The sequence below is a fragment of the Microbacterium sp. NPDC057658 genome (assembly GCF_042799975.1).
Taxonomy (GTDB): Bacteria; Actinomycetota; Actinomycetes; order Actinomycetales; family Microbacteriaceae; genus Microbacterium.
On sequence record NZ_JBHVHT010000002.1, the window covers coordinates 265,992 to 282,557 of the forward strand.

At 70.3% G+C, this 16,566-nt stretch carries 17 protein-coding genes, 1 tRNA gene and 2 pseudogenes; 17 read left to right on the forward strand and 3 right to left on the reverse strand.

The genetic code is table 11. From position 1 onward, the window contains the following. Nucleotides 1–17: 17 nt before the first annotated feature. Nucleotides 18–698: a YqaJ viral recombinase family protein gene (locus ACFU8V_RS14700; RefSeq protein ID WP_025102329.1), complete on the reverse strand. Its 681-nt coding sequence runs from the start codon at nucleotides 696–698 to the stop codon at nucleotides 18–20. Between the two features lie 240 nt (nucleotides 699–938). Here ACFU8V_RS14700 and ACFU8V_RS14705 point away from each other — a divergent pair, with 240 nt between their 5' ends. The 3 genes from ACFU8V_RS14705 (at nucleotide 939) to rplL (ending at nucleotide 3,159) form a co-directional block, all read left to right on the forward strand. Continuing rightward, on the forward strand, nucleotides 939–1,913 hold the full coding sequence (locus ACFU8V_RS14705) for a hypothetical protein (RefSeq protein WP_378872332.1): 975 nt from the start codon (nucleotides 939–941) through the stop codon (nucleotides 1,911–1,913). 325 nt (nucleotides 1,914–2,238) lie between these two features. Beyond that, complete coding sequence (gene rplJ, locus ACFU8V_RS14710) at nucleotides 2,239–2,727, forward strand: 50S ribosomal protein L10 (protein ID WP_025104226.1); 489 nt, start codon at nucleotides 2,239–2,241, stop codon at nucleotides 2,725–2,727. A gap of 48 nt (nucleotides 2,728–2,775) precedes the next feature. Then, complete coding sequence (rplL, locus tag ACFU8V_RS14715; RefSeq protein WP_025104227.1) at nucleotides 2,776–3,159, forward strand: 50S ribosomal protein L7/L12; 384 nt, start codon at nucleotides 2,776–2,778, stop codon at nucleotides 3,157–3,159. Between the two features lie 66 nt (nucleotides 3,160–3,225). Here the strand turns inward: rplL and ACFU8V_RS14720 are convergent, their stop codons facing one another. Further along, the gene (locus tag ACFU8V_RS14720; protein ID WP_062766962.1) at nucleotides 3,226–4,230 is read right to left on the reverse strand and encodes a LacI family DNA-binding transcriptional regulator; all 1,005 of its coding nucleotides are present in this window, start codon (nucleotides 4,228–4,230) and stop codon (nucleotides 3,226–3,228) included. A gap of 283 nt (nucleotides 4,231–4,513) precedes the next feature. Between ACFU8V_RS14720 and ACFU8V_RS14725 the strand changes: the two genes are divergently transcribed. From ACFU8V_RS14725 to ACFU8V_RS14755, 7 genes are all read left to right on the forward strand, one after another. Continuing rightward, the gene (locus ACFU8V_RS14725; protein ID WP_249520874.1) at nucleotides 4,514–5,836 is read left to right on the forward strand and encodes an ABC transporter substrate-binding protein; all 1,323 of its coding nucleotides are present in this window, start codon (nucleotides 4,514–4,516) and stop codon (nucleotides 5,834–5,836) included. 111 nt (nucleotides 5,837–5,947) lie between these two features. Next, complete coding sequence (locus ACFU8V_RS14730) at nucleotides 5,948–7,285, forward strand: carbohydrate ABC transporter permease (RefSeq protein ID WP_378872338.1); 1,338 nt, start codon at nucleotides 5,948–5,950, stop codon at nucleotides 7,283–7,285. After that, entirely contained in the window at nucleotides 7,285–8,253 is a 969-nt protein-coding gene (locus tag ACFU8V_RS14735) for a carbohydrate ABC transporter permease (protein WP_025104231.1), read from the forward strand. Before ACFU8V_RS14730 ends, ACFU8V_RS14735 begins: the two co-directional genes overlap by 1 nt. A 121-nt stretch (nucleotides 8,254–8,374) precedes the next feature. Continuing rightward, a complete protein-coding gene (locus ACFU8V_RS14740) occupies nucleotides 8,375–9,745 on the forward strand; it encodes a cystathionine beta-synthase (protein ID WP_378872342.1) in 1,371 nt (456 codons plus the stop codon). A 54-nt stretch (nucleotides 9,746–9,799) separates the two neighbouring features. Beyond that, nucleotides 9,800–10,960 (forward strand): cystathionine gamma-synthase, encoded by a 1,161-nt coding sequence (locus tag ACFU8V_RS14745; protein WP_085606295.1) that lies wholly within the window; start codon nucleotides 9,800–9,802, stop codon nucleotides 10,958–10,960. A 47-nt stretch (nucleotides 10,961–11,007) separates the two neighbouring features. Beyond that, complete coding sequence (locus tag ACFU8V_RS14750) at nucleotides 11,008–11,649, forward strand: phosphatase PAP2 family protein (protein ID WP_234024150.1); 642 nt, start codon at nucleotides 11,008–11,010, stop codon at nucleotides 11,647–11,649. Nucleotides 11,650–11,667: 18 nt separating this feature from the next. Beyond that, nucleotides 11,668–12,270 (forward strand): GNAT family N-acetyltransferase, encoded by a 603-nt coding sequence (locus tag ACFU8V_RS14755; RefSeq protein ID WP_126893318.1) that lies wholly within the window; start codon nucleotides 11,668–11,670, stop codon nucleotides 12,268–12,270. 52 nt (nucleotides 12,271–12,322) lie between these two features. Here the strand turns inward: ACFU8V_RS14755 and ACFU8V_RS14760 are convergent. Continuing rightward, nucleotides 12,323–12,410: transfer RNA gene (locus ACFU8V_RS14760), tRNA-Ser, on the reverse strand. A 165-nt stretch (nucleotides 12,411–12,575) separates the two neighbouring features. Between ACFU8V_RS14760 and mpaB the strand changes: the two genes are divergently transcribed. The 7 genes and pseudogenes from mpaB to mpaA3 all read left to right on the forward strand — a co-directional run bounded on the left by mpaB (nucleotide 12,576) and on the right by mpaA3 (nucleotide 16,505). Then, on the forward strand, nucleotides 12,576–13,643 hold the full coding sequence (gene mpaB / locus ACFU8V_RS14765; protein ID WP_238695599.1) for a daptide biosynthesis RiPP recognition protein: 1,068 nt from the start codon (nucleotides 12,576–12,578) through the stop codon (nucleotides 13,641–13,643). Nucleotides 13,644–13,669: 26 nt separating this feature from the next. Beyond that, a pseudogene (gene mpaD, locus ACFU8V_RS14770) lies at nucleotides 13,670–14,587 on the forward strand (daptide-type RiPP biosynthesis aminotransferase); the annotation flags it as partial. 101 nt (nucleotides 14,588–14,688) lie between these two features. Beyond that, nucleotides 14,689–14,898: a hypothetical protein gene (locus ACFU8V_RS14775; RefSeq protein ID WP_378872832.1), complete on the forward strand. Its 210-nt coding sequence runs from the start codon at nucleotides 14,689–14,691 to the stop codon at nucleotides 14,896–14,898. A 59-nt stretch (nucleotides 14,899–14,957) separates the two neighbouring features. Next, nucleotides 14,958–15,998: pseudogene (gene mpaC / locus ACFU8V_RS14780) on the forward strand (daptide-type RiPP biosynthesis dehydogenase); the annotation flags it as partial. Between the two features lie 121 nt (nucleotides 15,999–16,119). After that, the gene (gene mpaA1 / locus ACFU8V_RS14785; protein WP_374209022.1) at nucleotides 16,120–16,206 is read left to right on the forward strand and encodes an MpaA1 family daptide-type RiPP; all 87 of its coding nucleotides are present in this window, start codon (nucleotides 16,120–16,122) and stop codon (nucleotides 16,204–16,206) included. 43 nt (nucleotides 16,207–16,249) lie between these two features. Continuing rightward, nucleotides 16,250–16,375: an MpaA2 family daptide-type RiPP gene (mpaA2, locus tag ACFU8V_RS14790; protein WP_257721411.1), complete on the forward strand. Its 126-nt coding sequence runs from the start codon at nucleotides 16,250–16,252 to the stop codon at nucleotides 16,373–16,375. Between the two features lie 10 nt (nucleotides 16,376–16,385). Beyond that, nucleotides 16,386–16,505: an MpaA3 family daptide-type RiPP gene (gene mpaA3 / locus ACFU8V_RS14795; protein ID WP_301178377.1), complete on the forward strand. Its 120-nt coding sequence runs from the start codon at nucleotides 16,386–16,388 to the stop codon at nucleotides 16,503–16,505. Nucleotides 16,506–16,566 lie beyond the last annotated feature (61 nt).

Genomic DNA, 16,566 nt, shown 5'->3' on the forward strand with positions numbered 1-16,566 from the left:
GCATCGCCGCCGCGCGGTCAGTCGGCGAGGGCGAGGGCGCGGAAGGCGTCGCGCTCGCGGAGCTGCTCCCGACGGCTGTCCGCCGGGGATGCGGAGCGGGCCGGGACCGTGCGTCCGGTCGTGCGGCGGTACAGCTCGTCGATGAGGTCGGTGGCGAGCCCCACGAGCTTGGCGATCTCGCGGTCGTCGCGATCGATCCACACGCAGCGGGGCTCGTCGTGGACGGGGGAGAAGTCGACGTGCTCCTCCCAGACGAACAGGGTGCGCTCGGCGCCCAGCACGTGCTGCTGCCACCACACCTGGCGCAGGTAGGTGCGGGGGATCCCCCGGAAGGCCTTGTTGGTGGTCTTGATCTCCGCGAGGCTGACACGGCCGTCCGCGTCCACCGAGATGCCATCGGGCGTAGCCAGGTGGCGGTGCTCGACCTCGGCGCGGAACAGCGCGGAGGAGGGGAAGATGCCGTGCGTCGCGGCGACCCAGGCGGCGATCTCCGGCTCGCGGCGCCGGCCGTGGTCGGTGTAGGCGTTGCCGCCGAACCGCGGACCGCCGCCGAGCTTGGCGTCGGCAGCACGGGCGATCGAGCGCTCGCTGGTGAGTCCGGCGACGTCGGTGGCCGTGATTCCGCGAGAGCGTGCCCTCATCCATGCCACGCGGTCGCGCGAGTCCGCGACGATGCGAGCTTGGAGTTCCGGGGTCACCAGAAGACTCTAACTCTCCCCCACCCCCGTTCCCGTCGTACACGCCGCCCCCTCCCGCCGACCCACCCCCTTGCGTGCGTCCCGGCCCCCTACGCACGCGCGCAAGGGGGTGGCTCGAACGCAAGGGGGTGGGTCGGCGGGGGAGGACGGCTCCTGCACAAGGGGCGGGAGGGGAGAGAGGGGTGTGGAGAAACCGGGGAGGGCGGGGGAGCGGCGAGAGGAGAGGGAAGAGTCGGGGGGATGAGACAGGTGAGTGTGGAGGAGATCAGGGGGATGCTCCTCGGTCGTCGACGGCTGGAGGAGGAGGGCTGGGGGTCTCGGACGCTCCACGCCGCGGTGGAAGGGCGGCAGCTGCATCATGTGCGCCGTGGGTGGTACCTCGCGCTGCGGACCTGGAGCGAGCTCGCCCCGGAGTCCCGGCATCGTGCGGAGGTGGTGGCCGCCGATCTCGCGGCCTCGGGGACGCGGCCCGTGTTCTCGCATGCCTCCGCTGCGGTGCTGTGGGGACTGCCGCTATATCGGCTGCGGCCGACGAGGGTCCACGTGACGGCCTCGCCGGACCAGCGGCACAGCACGCCGGGCATCCTCCGGCACGAAGGCGCGGTTCCCGCCGGTGACATCGTGGAGCGCGACGGCATCCGCTGCACCTCTCTCGGCCGGACCGTGGTGGACCTCGCGCGGACCGTCGCTCCGGAGGCGGCCCTCGCGGCCGCCGATGCCGCGCTCGCCCTCGTCGGCGGTGACCCGTGGGAGTTCGACGACACCGCGGAGCAGGCTCTCCTGGCCGACCTGGCGGATCGGGTGCGCCGTCCGCGGCTCCGCGGCATCGTGCAGGCTCGCCGGATCGTGGGCTTGGCCGACGGTCGCGCCCAGCTGCCTCTGGAGAGCGTGACGCGGTATCGGCTCCATCAGCTCGGCTTCGGCAGACCGCGGCTGCAGGTGCCGGTGGACGGACCGCGCGGCGGTCGGTTCTGGATGGACATCGCCGCCGACCAGTCCCGCACCTTCGTGGAGTGCGACGGCCGCGACAAGTACCTGGATGACGCTCTCCGCGGGGGTCGCACCGCGGAGAGCGTCGTGCTCGACGAGAAGATCCGCGAGGACTGGGTGCGCGGAACCACCGGCTGGCGGGTGATCCGGGTGTCGAGCGAGCACGTCGCCTCCCTCGCCGCGGCCGACGCGCACTTCCGTGCCTTCCGCCTCTTCGCCCGGTGAACCCTTGGCCCACCCCCTTCCGTGCCCTCCGGCCCCGTGCGTGCAGGCGTAAGGGGCCGGGGTGCACGCAAAGGGGTGGGTCGACGGGAAGAGGATGGGGATTTGGGGGAGAGGTGAGGGTGGGGTACAGTGGTCATAACCGAAGACCGCTGGTCATCGTGTGCGCGCGAGTGCACAGGATCGAAGCTCTGCATCGCAGGGGCCCGCGCAGGTGTCACGAACTTCCGAGCTCCGTGCGCTTGCGCCGGAGCTCTTCTCTTTTGCAGGGGGTCGGAGGCCGGCGCCCCACCACCGTGCGGCGCCTCGTACACACCAAGGAGTGACCATGGCGCAGAAGGATGCATCGGTCAACGAGCTCACGAAGTCATTCGAGAACTCGAACGCCGTCCTGCTGACCGAGTACCGCGGTCTGACGGTTGCCCAGCTCAAGCAGCTGCGCAACAGCATCCGTCAGGACGCTGAGTACGCCGTGGTGAAGAACACGCTGACCAAGATCGCCGCCAACAAGGCAGGCATCTCCGCGCTGGATGACGACCTCAAGGGGCCGTCGGCTGTCGCGTTCGTGCACGGTGACTTCGTCGCCACCGCCAAGGCTCTGCGTGACTTCGCCAAGGCCAACCCGCTTCTCGTGATCAAGTCGGGCATCTTCGAGGGCAAGGCCCTCACCGCCGACGAGGTCAACACGTACGCCTCGCTCGAGAGCCGCGAGGTTCTGCTGGCGAAGGCCGCGGGCATGATGAAGGCGACGATGGGCAAGGCTGCGGCCACCATCGACGCGCTTCGCGAAAAGCTGGAGACCGCCGAGGCCGCGTAAGCGACCGGCGATCTCGTCTACAAACCCCATCTATCTAGGAGATACATCATGGCGAAGCTTTCCACCGAGGAGCTGCTCGAGCAGTTCGCCGGCCTGACCCTCATCGAGCTCAACGAGTTCGTGAAGGCGTTCGAGGAGAAGTTCGAGGTCACCGCTGCTGCTCCCGTCGCCGTCGCCGGTGCCGCTGGTGGCGCGGGCGAGGCCGCGGCCGAGGAGGAGAAGGACTCCTTCGACGTCATCCTCGAGGCTGCTGGCGACAAGAAGATCCAGGTCATCAAGGCTGTCCGCGAGCTCACCTCGCTCGGCCTCGGCGAGGCCAAGGCCGTCGTCGACGGTGCTCCGAAGGCCGTCCTCGAGGGCGCCAACAAGGAGACGGCCGAGAAGGCCAAGGCTGCTCTGGAAGAGGCCGGCGCGACCGTCACCCTCAAGTAATTCCAGCGCACCAGCGCTTCTGCGAAGGCCCCGGGTTCCGCCCGGGGCCTTCGTGCGTCTGCGGGGTCAGCGCGGCGCCGCGGTCGAGCTGCGGACGACGAGCGCCGAAGCGGCCTCGACGTGCTCGACCGGAGCGTCGGGCTCGCTGATCCGTCGCATGAGCAGGCGCACGGCCTCCCGGCCCTGGTCCCGCGGCGACTGCCCGATGGTCGTGAGGGCGAACATCTCCGCATGCTCGTGGTCGTCGATGCCGACGACGCTGAGTTCGGTCGGCACCGCGATGCCCAGGCGGCGGGCGGCGATCACGGCGCCGATGGCCGCCTCGTCGCACACGCCGACGATGGCGGTCGGTCGGTGGCGGCGGTCGCCGAGGAGTCCCGCCGCCGCGGCATAGCCGCCGGGCATCGTGGGGGCCGCCCCGGCGATGCGCGCCCGCGGAGTCAGCCCCGCCGCGTGCAGCGCCTCCCGGTAGCCGGCCAGGCGTCGGGCGTCGCCGTAACTGAGGTCGGTGTCGTCGGTGGCGCCGCCCACGAAGGCGATGTCGGTGTGGCCGAGCTCGATCAGGTGCTCGGTGGCGATCCGGGCGGCGGCCGCGTCGTCGATCGACACGGCGCTCGATCCGGCGCTGTAGGGCCCCACGCTGACGAGCGGGCGCCCGGTGCGGTGCAGGCGCTCCAGCTCGCGGGCGCTGGGCTGGATGCCGACGGCGATGATGCCGTCGAATCTCCGACCGGGCAGCACGCTCTCGAACAGCCGCTCCCTGGTCTCCGAGCGCTCAGGGACGCCGTACAGCGACAGGTCGTGGTCGCGCACGAGCAGCGCCTCCTGCACGCCCGCCAGCAGCTCCGAGAAGAACCACCGGTCGACCGGTGGCATCACCAGGCCGATGGTGCCGGTGCGCCCGGTCGCCAGGCTGGTGGCGGAGGAGTGCGCGACGTACGCGAGGTCGTGCGCCGCCTCCTCCACGCGCTGTCTCGTCTCCTCCGAGACGTAGCCGCGGCCGCTCAGGGCGCGGCTCGCGGTCGCCTTGGACACACCGGCGCGCGTCGCGACGTCGGCGATCGTGCTCATCGTGTCCTCCTCGACCCGGTTCCACGACGGCGAGCCATCGGGCGCTCGCCGGGAGCCATCGTAGCCGTTCCACACGCGAGGAGGAACCGGTTCCAGACCCGTGGAACTGGGAGCGCTCCCACCACGCGGAGGGCACCGACCTCAAACGGTTGTGATCTTGTAACCTTCCCCAGTTGTACGGCGCGAAGGAACCCGAGTAGGTTGGCCTGGAATCGGTTCCCCAATGGATGTGGCGATTGCTCTCCTTGGGCGGACTGAAGATCCACCGGAAGAGGAGAAGTACATGGCTTTGTCACAGCGATACCGCCTGCTCGCCCCCATCGCACTCGTCGGCGTCGCGTCTCTCGCGCTCGCCGGCTGCGCCGAGGGCGGGGGCGATGAGGGCGGAGAGACCAAGGACACCGTCCGGATCTCCGGCGGCATCACGGGCGTCGAGGCCGATGACCTGAACGCCTCCTTCGAGCAGTTCACGAAGGACACCGGGATCAAGGTCGAGTACACCGGCGACAAGGGCTTCGAGGGCAACATCGTCACCAAGGTGACCGGTGGCGACGCCCCCGACATCGCGATCGTCCCGCAGCCCGGTCTGCTCAAGACCCTCGTCGACACCGGCAAGGTCATGCCGGCGCCGGAGGCGGTCGAGTCCGCCGTCGACGAGAACTGGTCCGAGGACTGGAAGAAGTACGGCACGTTCGACGACACCTTCTACGCGGCGCCGATGCTCGCGAACCTCAAGGGCTACGTCTGGTACTCGCCGAAGCAGTTCGCCGAGTGGGGCGTCGAGGTCCCGGAGACCTGGGACGACATGATCGCCCTGACCGACACGATCGTCGAGAAGACCGGCGGTCCCGCCTGGTGCGCCGGCTTCGCCTCCGAGGCGGCGTCGGGCTGGCCGGGGACGGACTGGATCGAGGACCTCGTCCTGCGCCAGTCGGGCCCCGACGTGTACGACGACTGGGTGGCCGGCGACGTGAAGTTCACCGACCCCGAGATCAAGCAGGCCTTCGACGCCGTCGGTGAGATCCTGCTCAACCCGGAGTACGTCAACGCGGGCTACGGCGACGTCAAGAGCATCAACTCGACCGCTTTCGGTGACGTCGCCAACGCGGTGGCCAAGGGCGACTGCGCGCTGACCCACCAGGCGTCGTTCCTGTCGGCGAACTTCCTCGACACGGAGACCGCGGACGGCAACGTCCCCGAGGTCGCGCCGGACGGCGACGTCTACGCGTTCATCATGCCGGGCGAGACCGCCGGTGAGCTCCAGGTCGAGGGTGGCGGCGAGTTCGTCGCGGCCTTCTCCGACGACGAGGCCACCCAGCAGGTGCTCGAGTTCATGGCATCGCCGGAGTTCGCCGACGCCCGTGTCGAGCTCGGTGGCGTCATCTCCGCCAACAAGAACGCCGACCCGAGCCTCGCCTCGAGCGAGTTCCTCCAGGAGGCGATGACCATCATGCAGGACGACGCGACGACCTTCCGGTTCGACGCTTCCGACCTGATGCCGTCGACCGTCGGCTCGGGCTCGTTCTGGAAGGGGATGGTCGACTGGATCGACGGCAAGGACACCGACACGGTGCTCTCCGACATCCAGGCCGGCTACGAGAACTGATCGCCTCGACGCGATCTTCTCAGGCTGAGCGGGGCCGGGCTGCACAAGCCCGGCCCCGCTCCACCCATCCATACTGCGCGGGAACCCAGCACGATCCAGAAGGGGACGTTCATGTCGCACGCGACCATCGAGAAAACCGTCGAGGCTGACGCGCCGCCGACGACGCACGGCACCGACGAGAAGGGGAGGAAGACCACACGCACGATCCTCGCGATCGGCTTCGTGGTCGTCGTCGCGCTGGCTCTCCTCCTCGTCTTCACCGCCCCGACCGAGGAGTCCTCGCGGATCACGATCGGGTTCTCGCTCAACAGCTTCTTCCTGTGGCTGGGCGGTCTGAATCCGCTGGTGCAGATCCCCGCCGTGCTGCTCGTGTTCGGCGTGGTCGTGGCGATCATCCTCGTGCTGATCGAGTTCGCGCCCCGCCCTGGTCGCGGCTACTTCATCATGCGGCTGGTCGCGTGCCTCGTCATCCCGGTGCTCGCGCTGCTGCTGCTCCGTCCCTACGCGAACGCCGTCGTGTACGTCGTCGCGATCGCGCTCCTCGTCGGGGCGCTCCTCTTCTTCGCGGACTTCCGCGCGCGGCAGGGAGCGGGCTATCTCTTCCAGCTCGTGCTGTTCATGGCCCCGGCGGCCATCATGCTGCTGCTCGGCCTCATCTACCCGGCGATCTCGACGATCTTCAAGTCCTTCTTCGACAAGACCGGCGACGAGTTCGTCGGGCTCGAGAACTACATCTGGGTCTTCACCAACCCGGTCGGCACGTCGTCGGTGATCAACACCATCATCTGGGCGCTGCTCGCTCCGGTCATCTCCGTGGTCATCGGCCTCGCCTATGCCGTCTTCATCGACAGGGCCCGCGGCGAGAAGTTCCTCAAGGTGCTGGTCTTCATGCCGGTGGCGATCTCGTTCGTCGGCGCCGGCATCATCTGGAAGTTCATGTACGACGCCCGGCAGGGTGACCAGATCGGTCTCCTCAACGCGATCGTGACCGCTTTCGGCGGCGACCCCGTGCAGTGGCTGGCGATCAAGCCGATCCTCAACACGCTCATGCTGCTCATCGTGTTCATCTGGACCCAGACCGGCTTCGCCATGGTCATCCTCTCGGCCGCGATCAAGGCCGTGCCGGTGGAGCAGATGGAGGCGGCCGAGCTCGACGGCACGAACGCCTGGCAGCGCTTCCGCAACGTGACCGTGCCCGGCATCCGGTCGTCGCTGATCGTCGTGCTCACGACCATCACGATCGCCTCGCTCAAGGTGTACGACATCGTCGCCGTGATGACCGGCGGACGGGACGAGACCAGCGTCCTCGGCTTCGAGATGGTCAACCAGCAGCAGCGGTTCCAGAGCTACGGGCACTCGTCGGCGCTCGCCGTCGTGCTGTTCCTGTTCGTGTTGCCGCTGATCATCTACAACGCCCGATCGATGGCCAAGCAGAGGGAGATCCGCTGATGAGTGCAACGCAGGCCACCGTCGTGGACAACCGCACCAAGCGCCAGGTGGCGCGGGACACGCGCCGCAACGAGGCGACCGCCCACAAGAAGCTGACCTCGAAGGGGGCGACGATCGCGGCCGCGGTGATCGCGCTCTTCTGGACGATCCCGACCTTCGGTCTCTTCGTGACGTCGTTCCGCCCGGGCGCCGACACGCAGAACAGCGGCTGGTGGACGGTCTTCTCCAACCCGGAGTTCACGTTCGACAACTACGTGCAGGCGTGGAACTCGGGCGGCACCTCGACGACTCTCGCGACGGCGTTCATCAACTCGCTGGCGATCACGATCCCCGCGACCGTGTTCCCGATCGTGATGGCGTCGCTCGCCGCGTACGCGTTCGCATGGATCGACTTCAAGGGTCGGAACATGCTCTTCATCTTCGTGTTCGCGCTGCAGATCGTGCCGCTGCAGATGGCCCTCGTGCCGCTGCTGAGCCTGTTCTCGGACGGGCTGACGATCAACGACGTGCCGATCTTCCCCGGGTTCGGGCTGAACGAGGTGCAGTACAGCTTCGCCCGCGTCTGGATCGCGCACGCGATCTTCGCGCTGCCGCTGGCGACGTTCATGCTCCACAACTTCATCTCCGAGATCCCCGGCGAGATCATCGAGGCGGCCCGCGTGGACGGCGCCGGACACGGTCAGGTCTTCTTCCGGATCATCCTGCCGCTGGCGGCTCCGGCGATCGCGTCCTTCGCGATCTTCCAGTTCCTCTGGGTGTGGAACGACCTGCTGGTCGCGACGATCTTCGCCTCGCCCGGCGCCCTGCCGATCACGCAGGCGCTGAACTCGCTCTCCGGGACCTGGGGGAACAAGTGGTTCCTGCAGTCCGCGGGAACGTTCATCTCGATCATCGTCCCGCTGATCGTGTTCTTCGCCCTGCAGCGCTTCTTCGTGCGCGGCCTGCTGGCCGGCGCGACGAAGGGCTGACCCTTCGACGGGCTCAGGCCCTTCGACAGGCTCAGGGACCCAGGTTCTGGGTCGCTGAGCCTGTCGAAGCGGCGGTGAAACACAGCCCCGGAGGCGAGGGCCCGCGCCGTACCCTGAACAGATGAAGTACGCAGACTCAATCGTCGACCTCGTCGGCGACACGCCCCTGGTGAAGCTCCAGCACGTCACCGAGGGCATCGCGTGCACGGTGCTCGTGAAGCTCGAGTACCTGAACCCGGGCGGATCGGCGAAGGATCGGATCGCGGCCCGCATCATCGACGCCGCCGAGGCCGCGGGCGATCTGCAGCCGGGGGGCACGATCGTCGAGCCGACGAGCGGCAACACCGGCGTCGGGCTCGCCCTCGTGGCCCAGCAGCGCGGCTACCGGTGCGTCTTCGTGCTCCCGGACAAGGTGGGCGAGGACAAGATCGACGTGCTCCGCGCGTACGGTGCCGAGGTCGTCGTGACCCCGACCTCCGTCCCGGCGGACAGCCCCGAGTCGTACTACAGCGTGAGCGACCGGCTGGCACGGGAGCTCCCCGGGGCCTTCAAGCCCAACCAGTACGAGAACCCGAACGGGCCGCGCAGCCACTACGAGACGACGGGGCCGGAGATCTGGCGCGACACCGACGGGCGCGTCACGCACTTCGTCGCCGGGGTGGGGACGGGCGGCACGATCACCGGTACAGGACGCTACCTGCGCGAGGTGTCCGACGACGCGGTGCGCATCATCGGCGTCGACCCCGAGGGCAGCGTCTACAGCGGCGGCACCGGTCGGCCCTACCTCGTCGAGGGCGTGGGCGAGGACATCTGGCCCGGAGCGTACGACCCTGCCGTCCCGCACGAGATCGTCGCGGTCGGCGATGCGGAGTCGTTCGCGATGACGCGGCGCCTGGCCCGCGAGGAGGGCATCCTCGTCGGCGGCTCCAGCGGCATGGCCGTCGTCGGGGCGCTGCGGGTGGCGAAGGACCTGCCGGCGGATGCGGTCATGGTCGTGCTCCTCCCGGATGGCGGACGCGGCTACCTGGGCAAGATCTTCAACGACGGCTGGATGCGCTCCTACGGGTTCAGCGAGGTGGAGGAGGGGGAGACGGTCGCCGACGTGCTCGCCGCCCGGGCCTCCCGCCACGGCCTCCCCGACCTCGTGCACGCGCACCCCACCGACACGGTGCTCGAGGCGATCGGCATGATGACGGAGTACGAGGTCTCGCAGCTCGTCGTCCTCAGCGCGGAGCCGCCGGTGATGATGGGCGAGGTCGTGGGCACCGTCGACGAGAAGGGCCTTCTCGACCTGCTCTTCCGGGGCGACGCCGAACCGAGCGACGCCGTCGGCGCACACGTGGGGGAGCGGCTGCCGCTCATCGGCATCCACGCGTCGGTCGCGCAGGCGCGGGCCGCGCTCGCCGACGCCGACGCCCTCCTCGTCACCGAGGACGGCAAGCCGCACACCGTGCTGACGCGACAGGACCTGCTCGGCTACCTCTCCCGGTGACGCGGGACGTAACAGGCCGGCACCCGTCGGAGGGCCCGGACGTAGGCTGAGAGCATGTCCGACCACGACCACGCCTTCGCCACCCGAGCCATCCACGCCGGACAGGCGCCCGACCCGATCACCGGGGCGATCATCCCGCCGATCTACCAGTCGTCGACGCACGTGCAGGACGGCATCGGCGGCTTCCGGGAGGGCTACGAGTACAACCGTGCGGGCAACCCGACGCGCTCCTCGCTGGAGACGCAGCTCGCCGCTCTCGAGGGCGGAGTAGGGGCGCTGTCGTTCGCGTCCGGTCTCGCGGCCGAGGACGCGCTGCTGCGCGGCATCCTCAAGCCCGGCGACCACGTGCTCCTCGGAAACGACGTCTACGGCGGCACCTACCGCCTGCTCACGAAGGTCCTCGCGCCCTGGGGGATCGACACGACCACGGTCGAGCTCTCCGACGTCGACGTGATCCGCGCGGCGATCCGTCCCGAGACGCGCATCGTGTGGCTGGAGACGCCGAGCAACCCGCTGCTGAAGGTCGTCGACATCGCGCTCATCGTCGAGGTGGCGCACGCGGCCGGTGCCCTCGTCGTGGTCGACAACACGTTCGCCTCGCCGGCTCTGCAGCAGCCGCTCGCGCTCGGCGCCGATCTCGTCGTGCACTCGACGACGAAGTACCTGGGCGGGCACTCCGACGTGCTGGGCGGTGCCGTCGTCTTCGGTGACGACCGCTTCGTCGAGGCCGTGAAGTTCCAGCAGTTCGCGGTGGGTGCGGTCTCCGCACCTCTGGACGCCTGGCTGACGACCCGCGGCATCAAGACCCTCGCGGTGCGGGTGCGCCAGCACTCCGAGAACGCGCAGGCCATCGCCGAATGGGCCCAGGCGCGGCCGGAGTTCGCGCAGGTGTTCTATCCCGGCCTCGCGTCGCACCCCGGTCACGAGATCGCGGCGCGGCAGATGAGCGGCTTCGGCGGCATGCTGTCGCTCGGTCTCGCTGCGGGTGCGGACGCCGCCCGGGCCTTCGCCGAGAGCACCCGCGTGTTCCAGCTCGCCGAATCGCTCGGCGGCGTGGAGTCGCTCATCGGCTACCCGCCGGAGATGACCCACGCGTCGGTCCGCGGCACCGAGCTCGCCGTCCCGGAGAACGTCGTGCGTCTCTCGGTCGGCATCGAGGACGTGGCCGACCTCATCGCGGATCTCGAGGAGGGTCTCGCCCGCATCGCCCGCTGACCGGCACGGCGACCCGCGATCGCGGGGGCGTCCGTCACAATGGGACGATGAATCGACGGATGCTGCTGTGGTGGGGCGTCGCCTGCCTCCTCCTGGCCACTGCCCTCGGCGCACTCGTCGTCTTCGTGTATCCGCAGACGCCGGGGCTCGACCAGTGGTGGAACGACACGATCGCCGCGGTCCGCGCGGACTGGATGCTGAGCTTCGCCCTCGCGCTGAACTGGATCGGCGGTGGCTGGGTCGCCATCCTCGCCGTGCCGCTGGCGACCATCGCCGTCCTGCTGCTCCTGCGCCGATGGCGGGGGGCGCTGTTCGCCGCGTTGTGCTTCCTCGTCAGCGCCGGTGCCGTCCAGCTCCTGAAGAACGTGTTCGGCCGCGCCCGCCCGCACGACATGCTCGTCGTGAGCGACTACGGCTCGTTCCCGTCCGGTCACACCGCGAATGCGGCGACCATCGCCCTGGTGCTCTGGGTGCTCTTCCCGCGGGTCTGGGTGGCGATCGTGGGGGCGGCCTGGATCGTGCTCATGGCCCTGTCGCGCACCTTCCTGTCGGTGCACTGGGCCACGGACACGCTCGGCGGGGCGTTCGTCGGCGCCGGCGTCGTCCTCGTGCTCGCCGCCTGGCTGGTGCCGTGGGTGCGACGCGACGTCGAGGCGACCGCCCGCGCCGATAGGCTGAGCGGAACCTGACCCGTCCGAGGAGCCCCCGTGTCGCGCATCCGTCCCTACCGTCCGACCGATCGCCCGGCGATGTTCGAGATCTGCCTGCGGACGGCCGACGCCGGGGGAGACGCCACCGGGGTGCTGTCCGATGACGAGCTGTGGGGGAACCTCTTCGCGGTGCCGTACGTCGAGCGGCACCCGGACCTCGCCTGGGTCGTGGAGGCCGAGGACGGGCGCACCATCGGCTACATCGTCGCCACCGACGACACCGACGCCTTCTACGCCTGGTTCCGCGACGAGTGGTGGCCGGGCCTGCACGCGCGCTATCCGCGATCGGCGGACCCGCAGACGCGCGAAGAGAAGCTGATCGAGTACGGCTACACCAGGGAGCCGGGGGTCGAGCCGCATGCCGCCGAGTACCCGGCGCATCTGCACATCGACCTGCTGCCGGAGACCCAGGGGCAGGGACTCGGTCGCGGTCTCATCGAGACGCTCTTCGCAGAGCTGCGTCGGCGCGGTGTCCCGGCGCTGCACCTCGGCATGGACCCCGCGAACTCCGGCGCGGCCGCGTTCTACGAGCGGCTCGGCATGACCGTGCTCCCGTCCGCGCCCGGTGGTCTGACGTACGGGGTGCGCTTCGACGGCTGACGCCGCCCGAAACGAGAGAAGACCTCCGCGATGCGGAGGTCTTCTTCGTCTGTGGCGGTGACGGCGGGATTCGAACCCGCGGTTGCTTGCACAACACACGCTTTCCAAGCGTGCTCCTTCGGCCGCTCGGACACGTCACCAGGGAACAACCTGTCCATCCTATCCGATGTCCCGGGGGCCTCGTGACATACCGGCGATCCAGGCCTGCGGTCGCGAAAGCTGTTATATTGCACCTCGTCAGAGGCCTGTATATCTTCATATGAAGACGCAACGGCGTCAGACGGATCCGGTTCTCTGGGGGGATCATGGGGACGAGTGCGACGACGGCACGGCAGGGCGACGGGTCGATGGGCGAGGACCCGCTCCTCGGGCCGCAGGCCCTGCGGGCGTGGGTCACGGGCGGGCATGCGGCACGCGGTCGCGTGTTCCTGCGCGAGGCGGAGACCGGCGCTGACGCCCTCGCGGCTGCGGCCGACCCCGAGGACGTGATCCTCGAGCCCGCAGGATCGGTGCCTCGGCCGGGGGCGGCGCGGGTCGTCGGCTACGGAGGACGGCTCGCCGACCTCGGCGACGAGCTCTTCCTGGGGGAGCGCGGCGTCGAGCTCCAGGACTACATCGCGGCCTCCTTCGTCCAGATCGTCGGACCGACGGCGATGCGCTTCTTCGACGAGGCGAGCTGGCGTGCCTTCCTCGACGACGCCGATCTCGCGCGCGGCACCGGAGTCTTCGCCGCGGCCATGCTCGACCCGCGGGTGCTGCTCGCGGACCGCTCCGCTCTCGCGCGGCCGCAGGAGGTGGAGGCTCCGCGCGCCCTCCGCATCGACGCGGACGGCGGTGTGCATCTCGGAGTGCAGGGGGAGGCGATCGGCCACGTGGACGACCTCCCTGCCGCCCTCGGGAAGGCCCTGCCCCTGGCGTCGGCGCTGGGCGGCGTGCCCGGCTCGGCGAACCTCATCGTCGAGCTCGACCGCCGGCCGTGGCTCCGCCGGTACCTCGACGCGGCCGATCTCCGGAAGATGCTCCGCCTGCCGAACGGCGCCGCTCGGATCGCGGGCTTCGGGTGGGCGCTCCTGGATGACGATCTCGCGGACGCGGAACCCTTGACCGACGACCCGTTCCTGCTCGACACCGCCGAGGGGTTCCTGCTCGCCGATGTCCGGACGCTCCGCCGGCACCTCCTGTCCCCGCTGACCGCTGCGGTGGTCGACGCGATCCAGACCTCGAGCACACGCGGACGTGCGGCGGCGCGCGTGGCCCGCGCCTGCGGAGTGCCCGATGCCCACGCGCGGCATCTGTGCCTGGAGGCGCTCGCCGCGCTCGGAGTCCACCTCGGTGCGGGGATCGAGGACACCTCGGGGGGAGGAGCACGATGAGCGCGCCGCACGCGCTGTGGACGTCGATGCTCCCCGCCGACACCGCCTTCCCTCCGGATCGGGTGGCGGTCGGCGCCTCCGGGCATCGCCTCTTCTACGCCGACGGCTCCGACCGCCTCTGCGCGACCAGCGGCCTGTGGAATGTGCCCCTCGGCTTCGGCAACCCGGCGGTGACCGAGGCCGTGAGCAGGGCGACGCGCGACGCCTCCTACCTCTCGCTGTTCCGCGCCCCGCACCGGTACGCCGAGGACGCCGCCGATGCCCTCATCGCCCTCGCGGGTTCCGAGCGCTACCGGCGGGTGATCTTCTCCACCTCCGGCGGGGCGGCCAACGACGCCGCCATGAAGCTCGCCCGGCAGTACTGGGCGCAGCAGGGCGCGGGCTCGCGGTCGCTCGTCGTCGGCCTGCGCGGCAGCTATCACGGCACGATGTACGGCAGCCACGTGCTGAGCGGCGACGACCTGCTGCAGTCGGTCTACGGCGTCGACCGGCGCACGGTGCGGCACGTGTCGCACGCCGACGACGGGGCGGAGCTCGAAGCGCTGCTGGAGCGTGAAGGCTCCCGCGTCGCCTCCGTCGTGGTGGAGCCCGTCCTCGGCAGCGGAGCCCATGCCTTGTCCGCCGTCTTCGTCCGTCGTCTCCTGGAGCTGAGGGAGCGGCATGGGTTCCTGCTGGTGGCAGACGAGGTGGCGACCGGTTTCGGGCGCACGGGCGCGATGTTCGCCACCGACCGCTGGGCGGCCGCCCCGGACGTCCTCCTCGTGTCGAAGGCGCTGACGAACGGGGCGATGGGAGCGGCGGCGCTCCTCGTCGGCGACCGCGTCGCGACGGCGTTCGCCCGCGGCGGATGGACGTTCGTCCACGGGGAGACGCAGGCGGGCACGCCGGCCTGCGCGGCCGCGGTCCTCGCCGTGATCGACGAGCTCCGCCGCATCGACGTCGAGGCCACCACGCAGGCCCTGGCGTCGACGCTGCACCGCCTCGCGCGGACCTGGCAGAGGACGGGATCGTCACCGACGTCACCGGCAGCGGCTGCTTCGTCGGGGTGGGGCTCCGCGGCCCGGACGGGTCCCCGCTCTCCGGGACCGACGTCCTGGAGGTGGTGTCCGCCATCGCCGACAGCGGCGTCGTGGTGCACCCCGGTCCGAGCTCCTTCCAGCTCATCCCCGGCTACGGCTTCACCCCCGCGGAGGTGGCCGAGACCGACCGGGCCGTGCGAGGCGGCCTGGCACGGGTGCGGGAGGCGGCGGCATGACCGTGCCGTTCACCGCACGCGTCCCCACGCTGTGGCACGGGCCGCGCGCACGAGAGACGATGGCGGCTCTGACAGCGGGACGCGACACGCTGGTGATCGCCGACGCGGCCGTCGCGCGCCCGCTTCCCGCCGCAGCGTCCGCCCGGACGATGACGGTGGACGCCTCGGGGGTGGACGAGCTCGGCGTCGTCCTGATCGCCGACGAGCTCGTCCGACGACCGCCCGAGGTCATCGTGGCCGTCGGCGGCGGAAGCGTCCTCGATGCGAGCAAGATCGCGGCCCTCGCGCTCAGCCCCGGACGCCTCCTGGACTTCGCCCTGCGGCACGCGGAGACCTCGGCGCTCACGATCCTGCCCGACGCGACTCCGCCGGTCGACATCGTCGCGATGCCGACGACGCTCGGCACGTCGTCGGAGACGAACAGCGTCGCCATCCTCCGGAACCGCTGCGGAGCCCGGCTCCTCGTCGGTCGCTCGCTGCGTCCGCGCCACGCCGTCCTCGATCCCGACCAGCTCGCCACGCTCACCCCCGCTGCCGTGCGAGAGGGAGCGCTGGAGGCGTTCCTCCGGGTGGCCGGCGCCTCGACGAGTCCACGGACGGCGCGGGCCGACCGCGACGCGCGGCTCCTCGGCCGGGCGCTGCTCGAGGCGGCCTCGGCTGACGTGATGTCGACGACGGGACGGCTGCGCCTCGCGCGGCTCAGCGCCGCGACCCAGCGCACGGCCGCCCTCCGCGGGCCCGATCCGTACAGCGCCCGCCACTGGTACCTCGCGAACGAGGTCGCCTTCCATCTCGGCGTCCGCAAGATGACGGCCACGGCGGCGGTCATCGCCGCCGTCTGGCTGCGGATCGGTGCGGGCGATCCGCGCTGGGGCGACCGCGCCAGCCTCGACGCCTTCTGGGCCGGCGTCGCGGCGGGGACAGCACTGCCTCGTGACCCGGCCGCCGGCATCGCCGCCGTCGTCGACCAGGGAGGGCTCCCGTCACCGCCGCGCCCGAGCGCACGGGAGATCGATCGGATCGCCGCCGCCGTGGAGACGGCGTGGGGGGATCACCGCCCCATGCTGCGCGGAGTCCGCGCCGCGGACGTCCGCGCTGTGCTCCACGACTCCCGGTGGAGCCCGTCCCCGGTCGGCGATCGCCGGCCCGAGCAGCGGAGAGGAGGTGATGGGAATGAACGAAAGCACGGAGATGAGCATCCGGTTCCAGGAGCTCGACCCGATGGAGGCGCCCAGCTGGGACAGCTTCTACCAGGGCGTGATCGGCGCGCTGGTCCTCATCGGGATCGGTGCGGCAGCCGCCACGTGATGCCGTCCGGCAGCACCCGATCGGAGAAAGGAAGGAGGGACGCATGACCGCAGCACTGCCGGCGCTCGAGTTCACCGAACTCGAGGCCATGGACGCGCCGGGCGATGCCGATGACTACATCCGCGGCTTCGCCGTGGGCGTGATCATCGGAATTCTCGCTCTGACCTAGGAGGTGCACTGTGCAGTCCACGTCGCTGGAGTTCCTGGAACTCGAACAGATCGACACCCCGCTCGAGTGGTGGGAGCACGCGAGCTACATCATCGCGATCATCGGCGGAGCCGCCGCCATCGCGACCTGACAGCGGGTGCGGGCGGGATCGTCCGCCCGCACCCCCCGACCATCCAGCCGAGGAGAGGCGA

Coding starts and splice junctions, on each gene's coding strand:
- ACFU8V_RS14705 (WP_378872332.1), top strand. CDS start 939: ATGAGACAGGTGAGTGTGGAGGAGATCAGGGGGATGCTCCTCGGTCGT.
- rplJ (WP_025104226.1), top strand. CDS start 2,239: ATGGCGCAGAAGGATGCATCGGTCAACGAGCTCACGAAGTCATTCGAG.
- rplL (WP_025104227.1), top strand. CDS start 2,776: ATGGCGAAGCTTTCCACCGAGGAGCTGCTCGAGCAGTTCGCCGGCCTG.
- ACFU8V_RS14720 (WP_062766962.1), bottom strand. CDS start 4,230: ATGAGCACGATCGCCGACGTCGCGACGCGCGCCGGTGTGTCCAAGGCG.
- ACFU8V_RS14725 (WP_249520874.1), top strand. CDS start 4,514: ATGGCTTTGTCACAGCGATACCGCCTGCTCGCCCCCATCGCACTCGTC.
- ACFU8V_RS14730 (WP_378872338.1), top strand. CDS start 5,948: ATGTCGCACGCGACCATCGAGAAAACCGTCGAGGCTGACGCGCCGCCG.
- ACFU8V_RS14735 (WP_025104231.1), top strand. CDS start 7,285: ATGAGTGCAACGCAGGCCACCGTCGTGGACAACCGCACCAAGCGCCAG.
- ACFU8V_RS14740 (WP_378872342.1), top strand. CDS start 8,375: ATGAAGTACGCAGACTCAATCGTCGACCTCGTCGGCGACACGCCCCTG.
- ACFU8V_RS14745 (WP_085606295.1), top strand. CDS start 9,800: ATGTCCGACCACGACCACGCCTTCGCCACCCGAGCCATCCACGCCGGA.
- ACFU8V_RS14750 (WP_234024150.1), top strand. CDS start 11,008: ATGAATCGACGGATGCTGCTGTGGTGGGGCGTCGCCTGCCTCCTCCTG.
- mpaB (WP_238695599.1), top strand. CDS start 12,576: ATGGGGACGAGTGCGACGACGGCACGGCAGGGCGACGGGTCGATGGGC.
- mpaA1 (WP_374209022.1), top strand. CDS start 16,120: ATGGAGGCGCCCAGCTGGGACAGCTTCTACCAGGGCGTGATCGGCGCG.
- mpaA2 (WP_257721411.1), top strand. CDS start 16,250: ATGACCGCAGCACTGCCGGCGCTCGAGTTCACCGAACTCGAGGCCATG.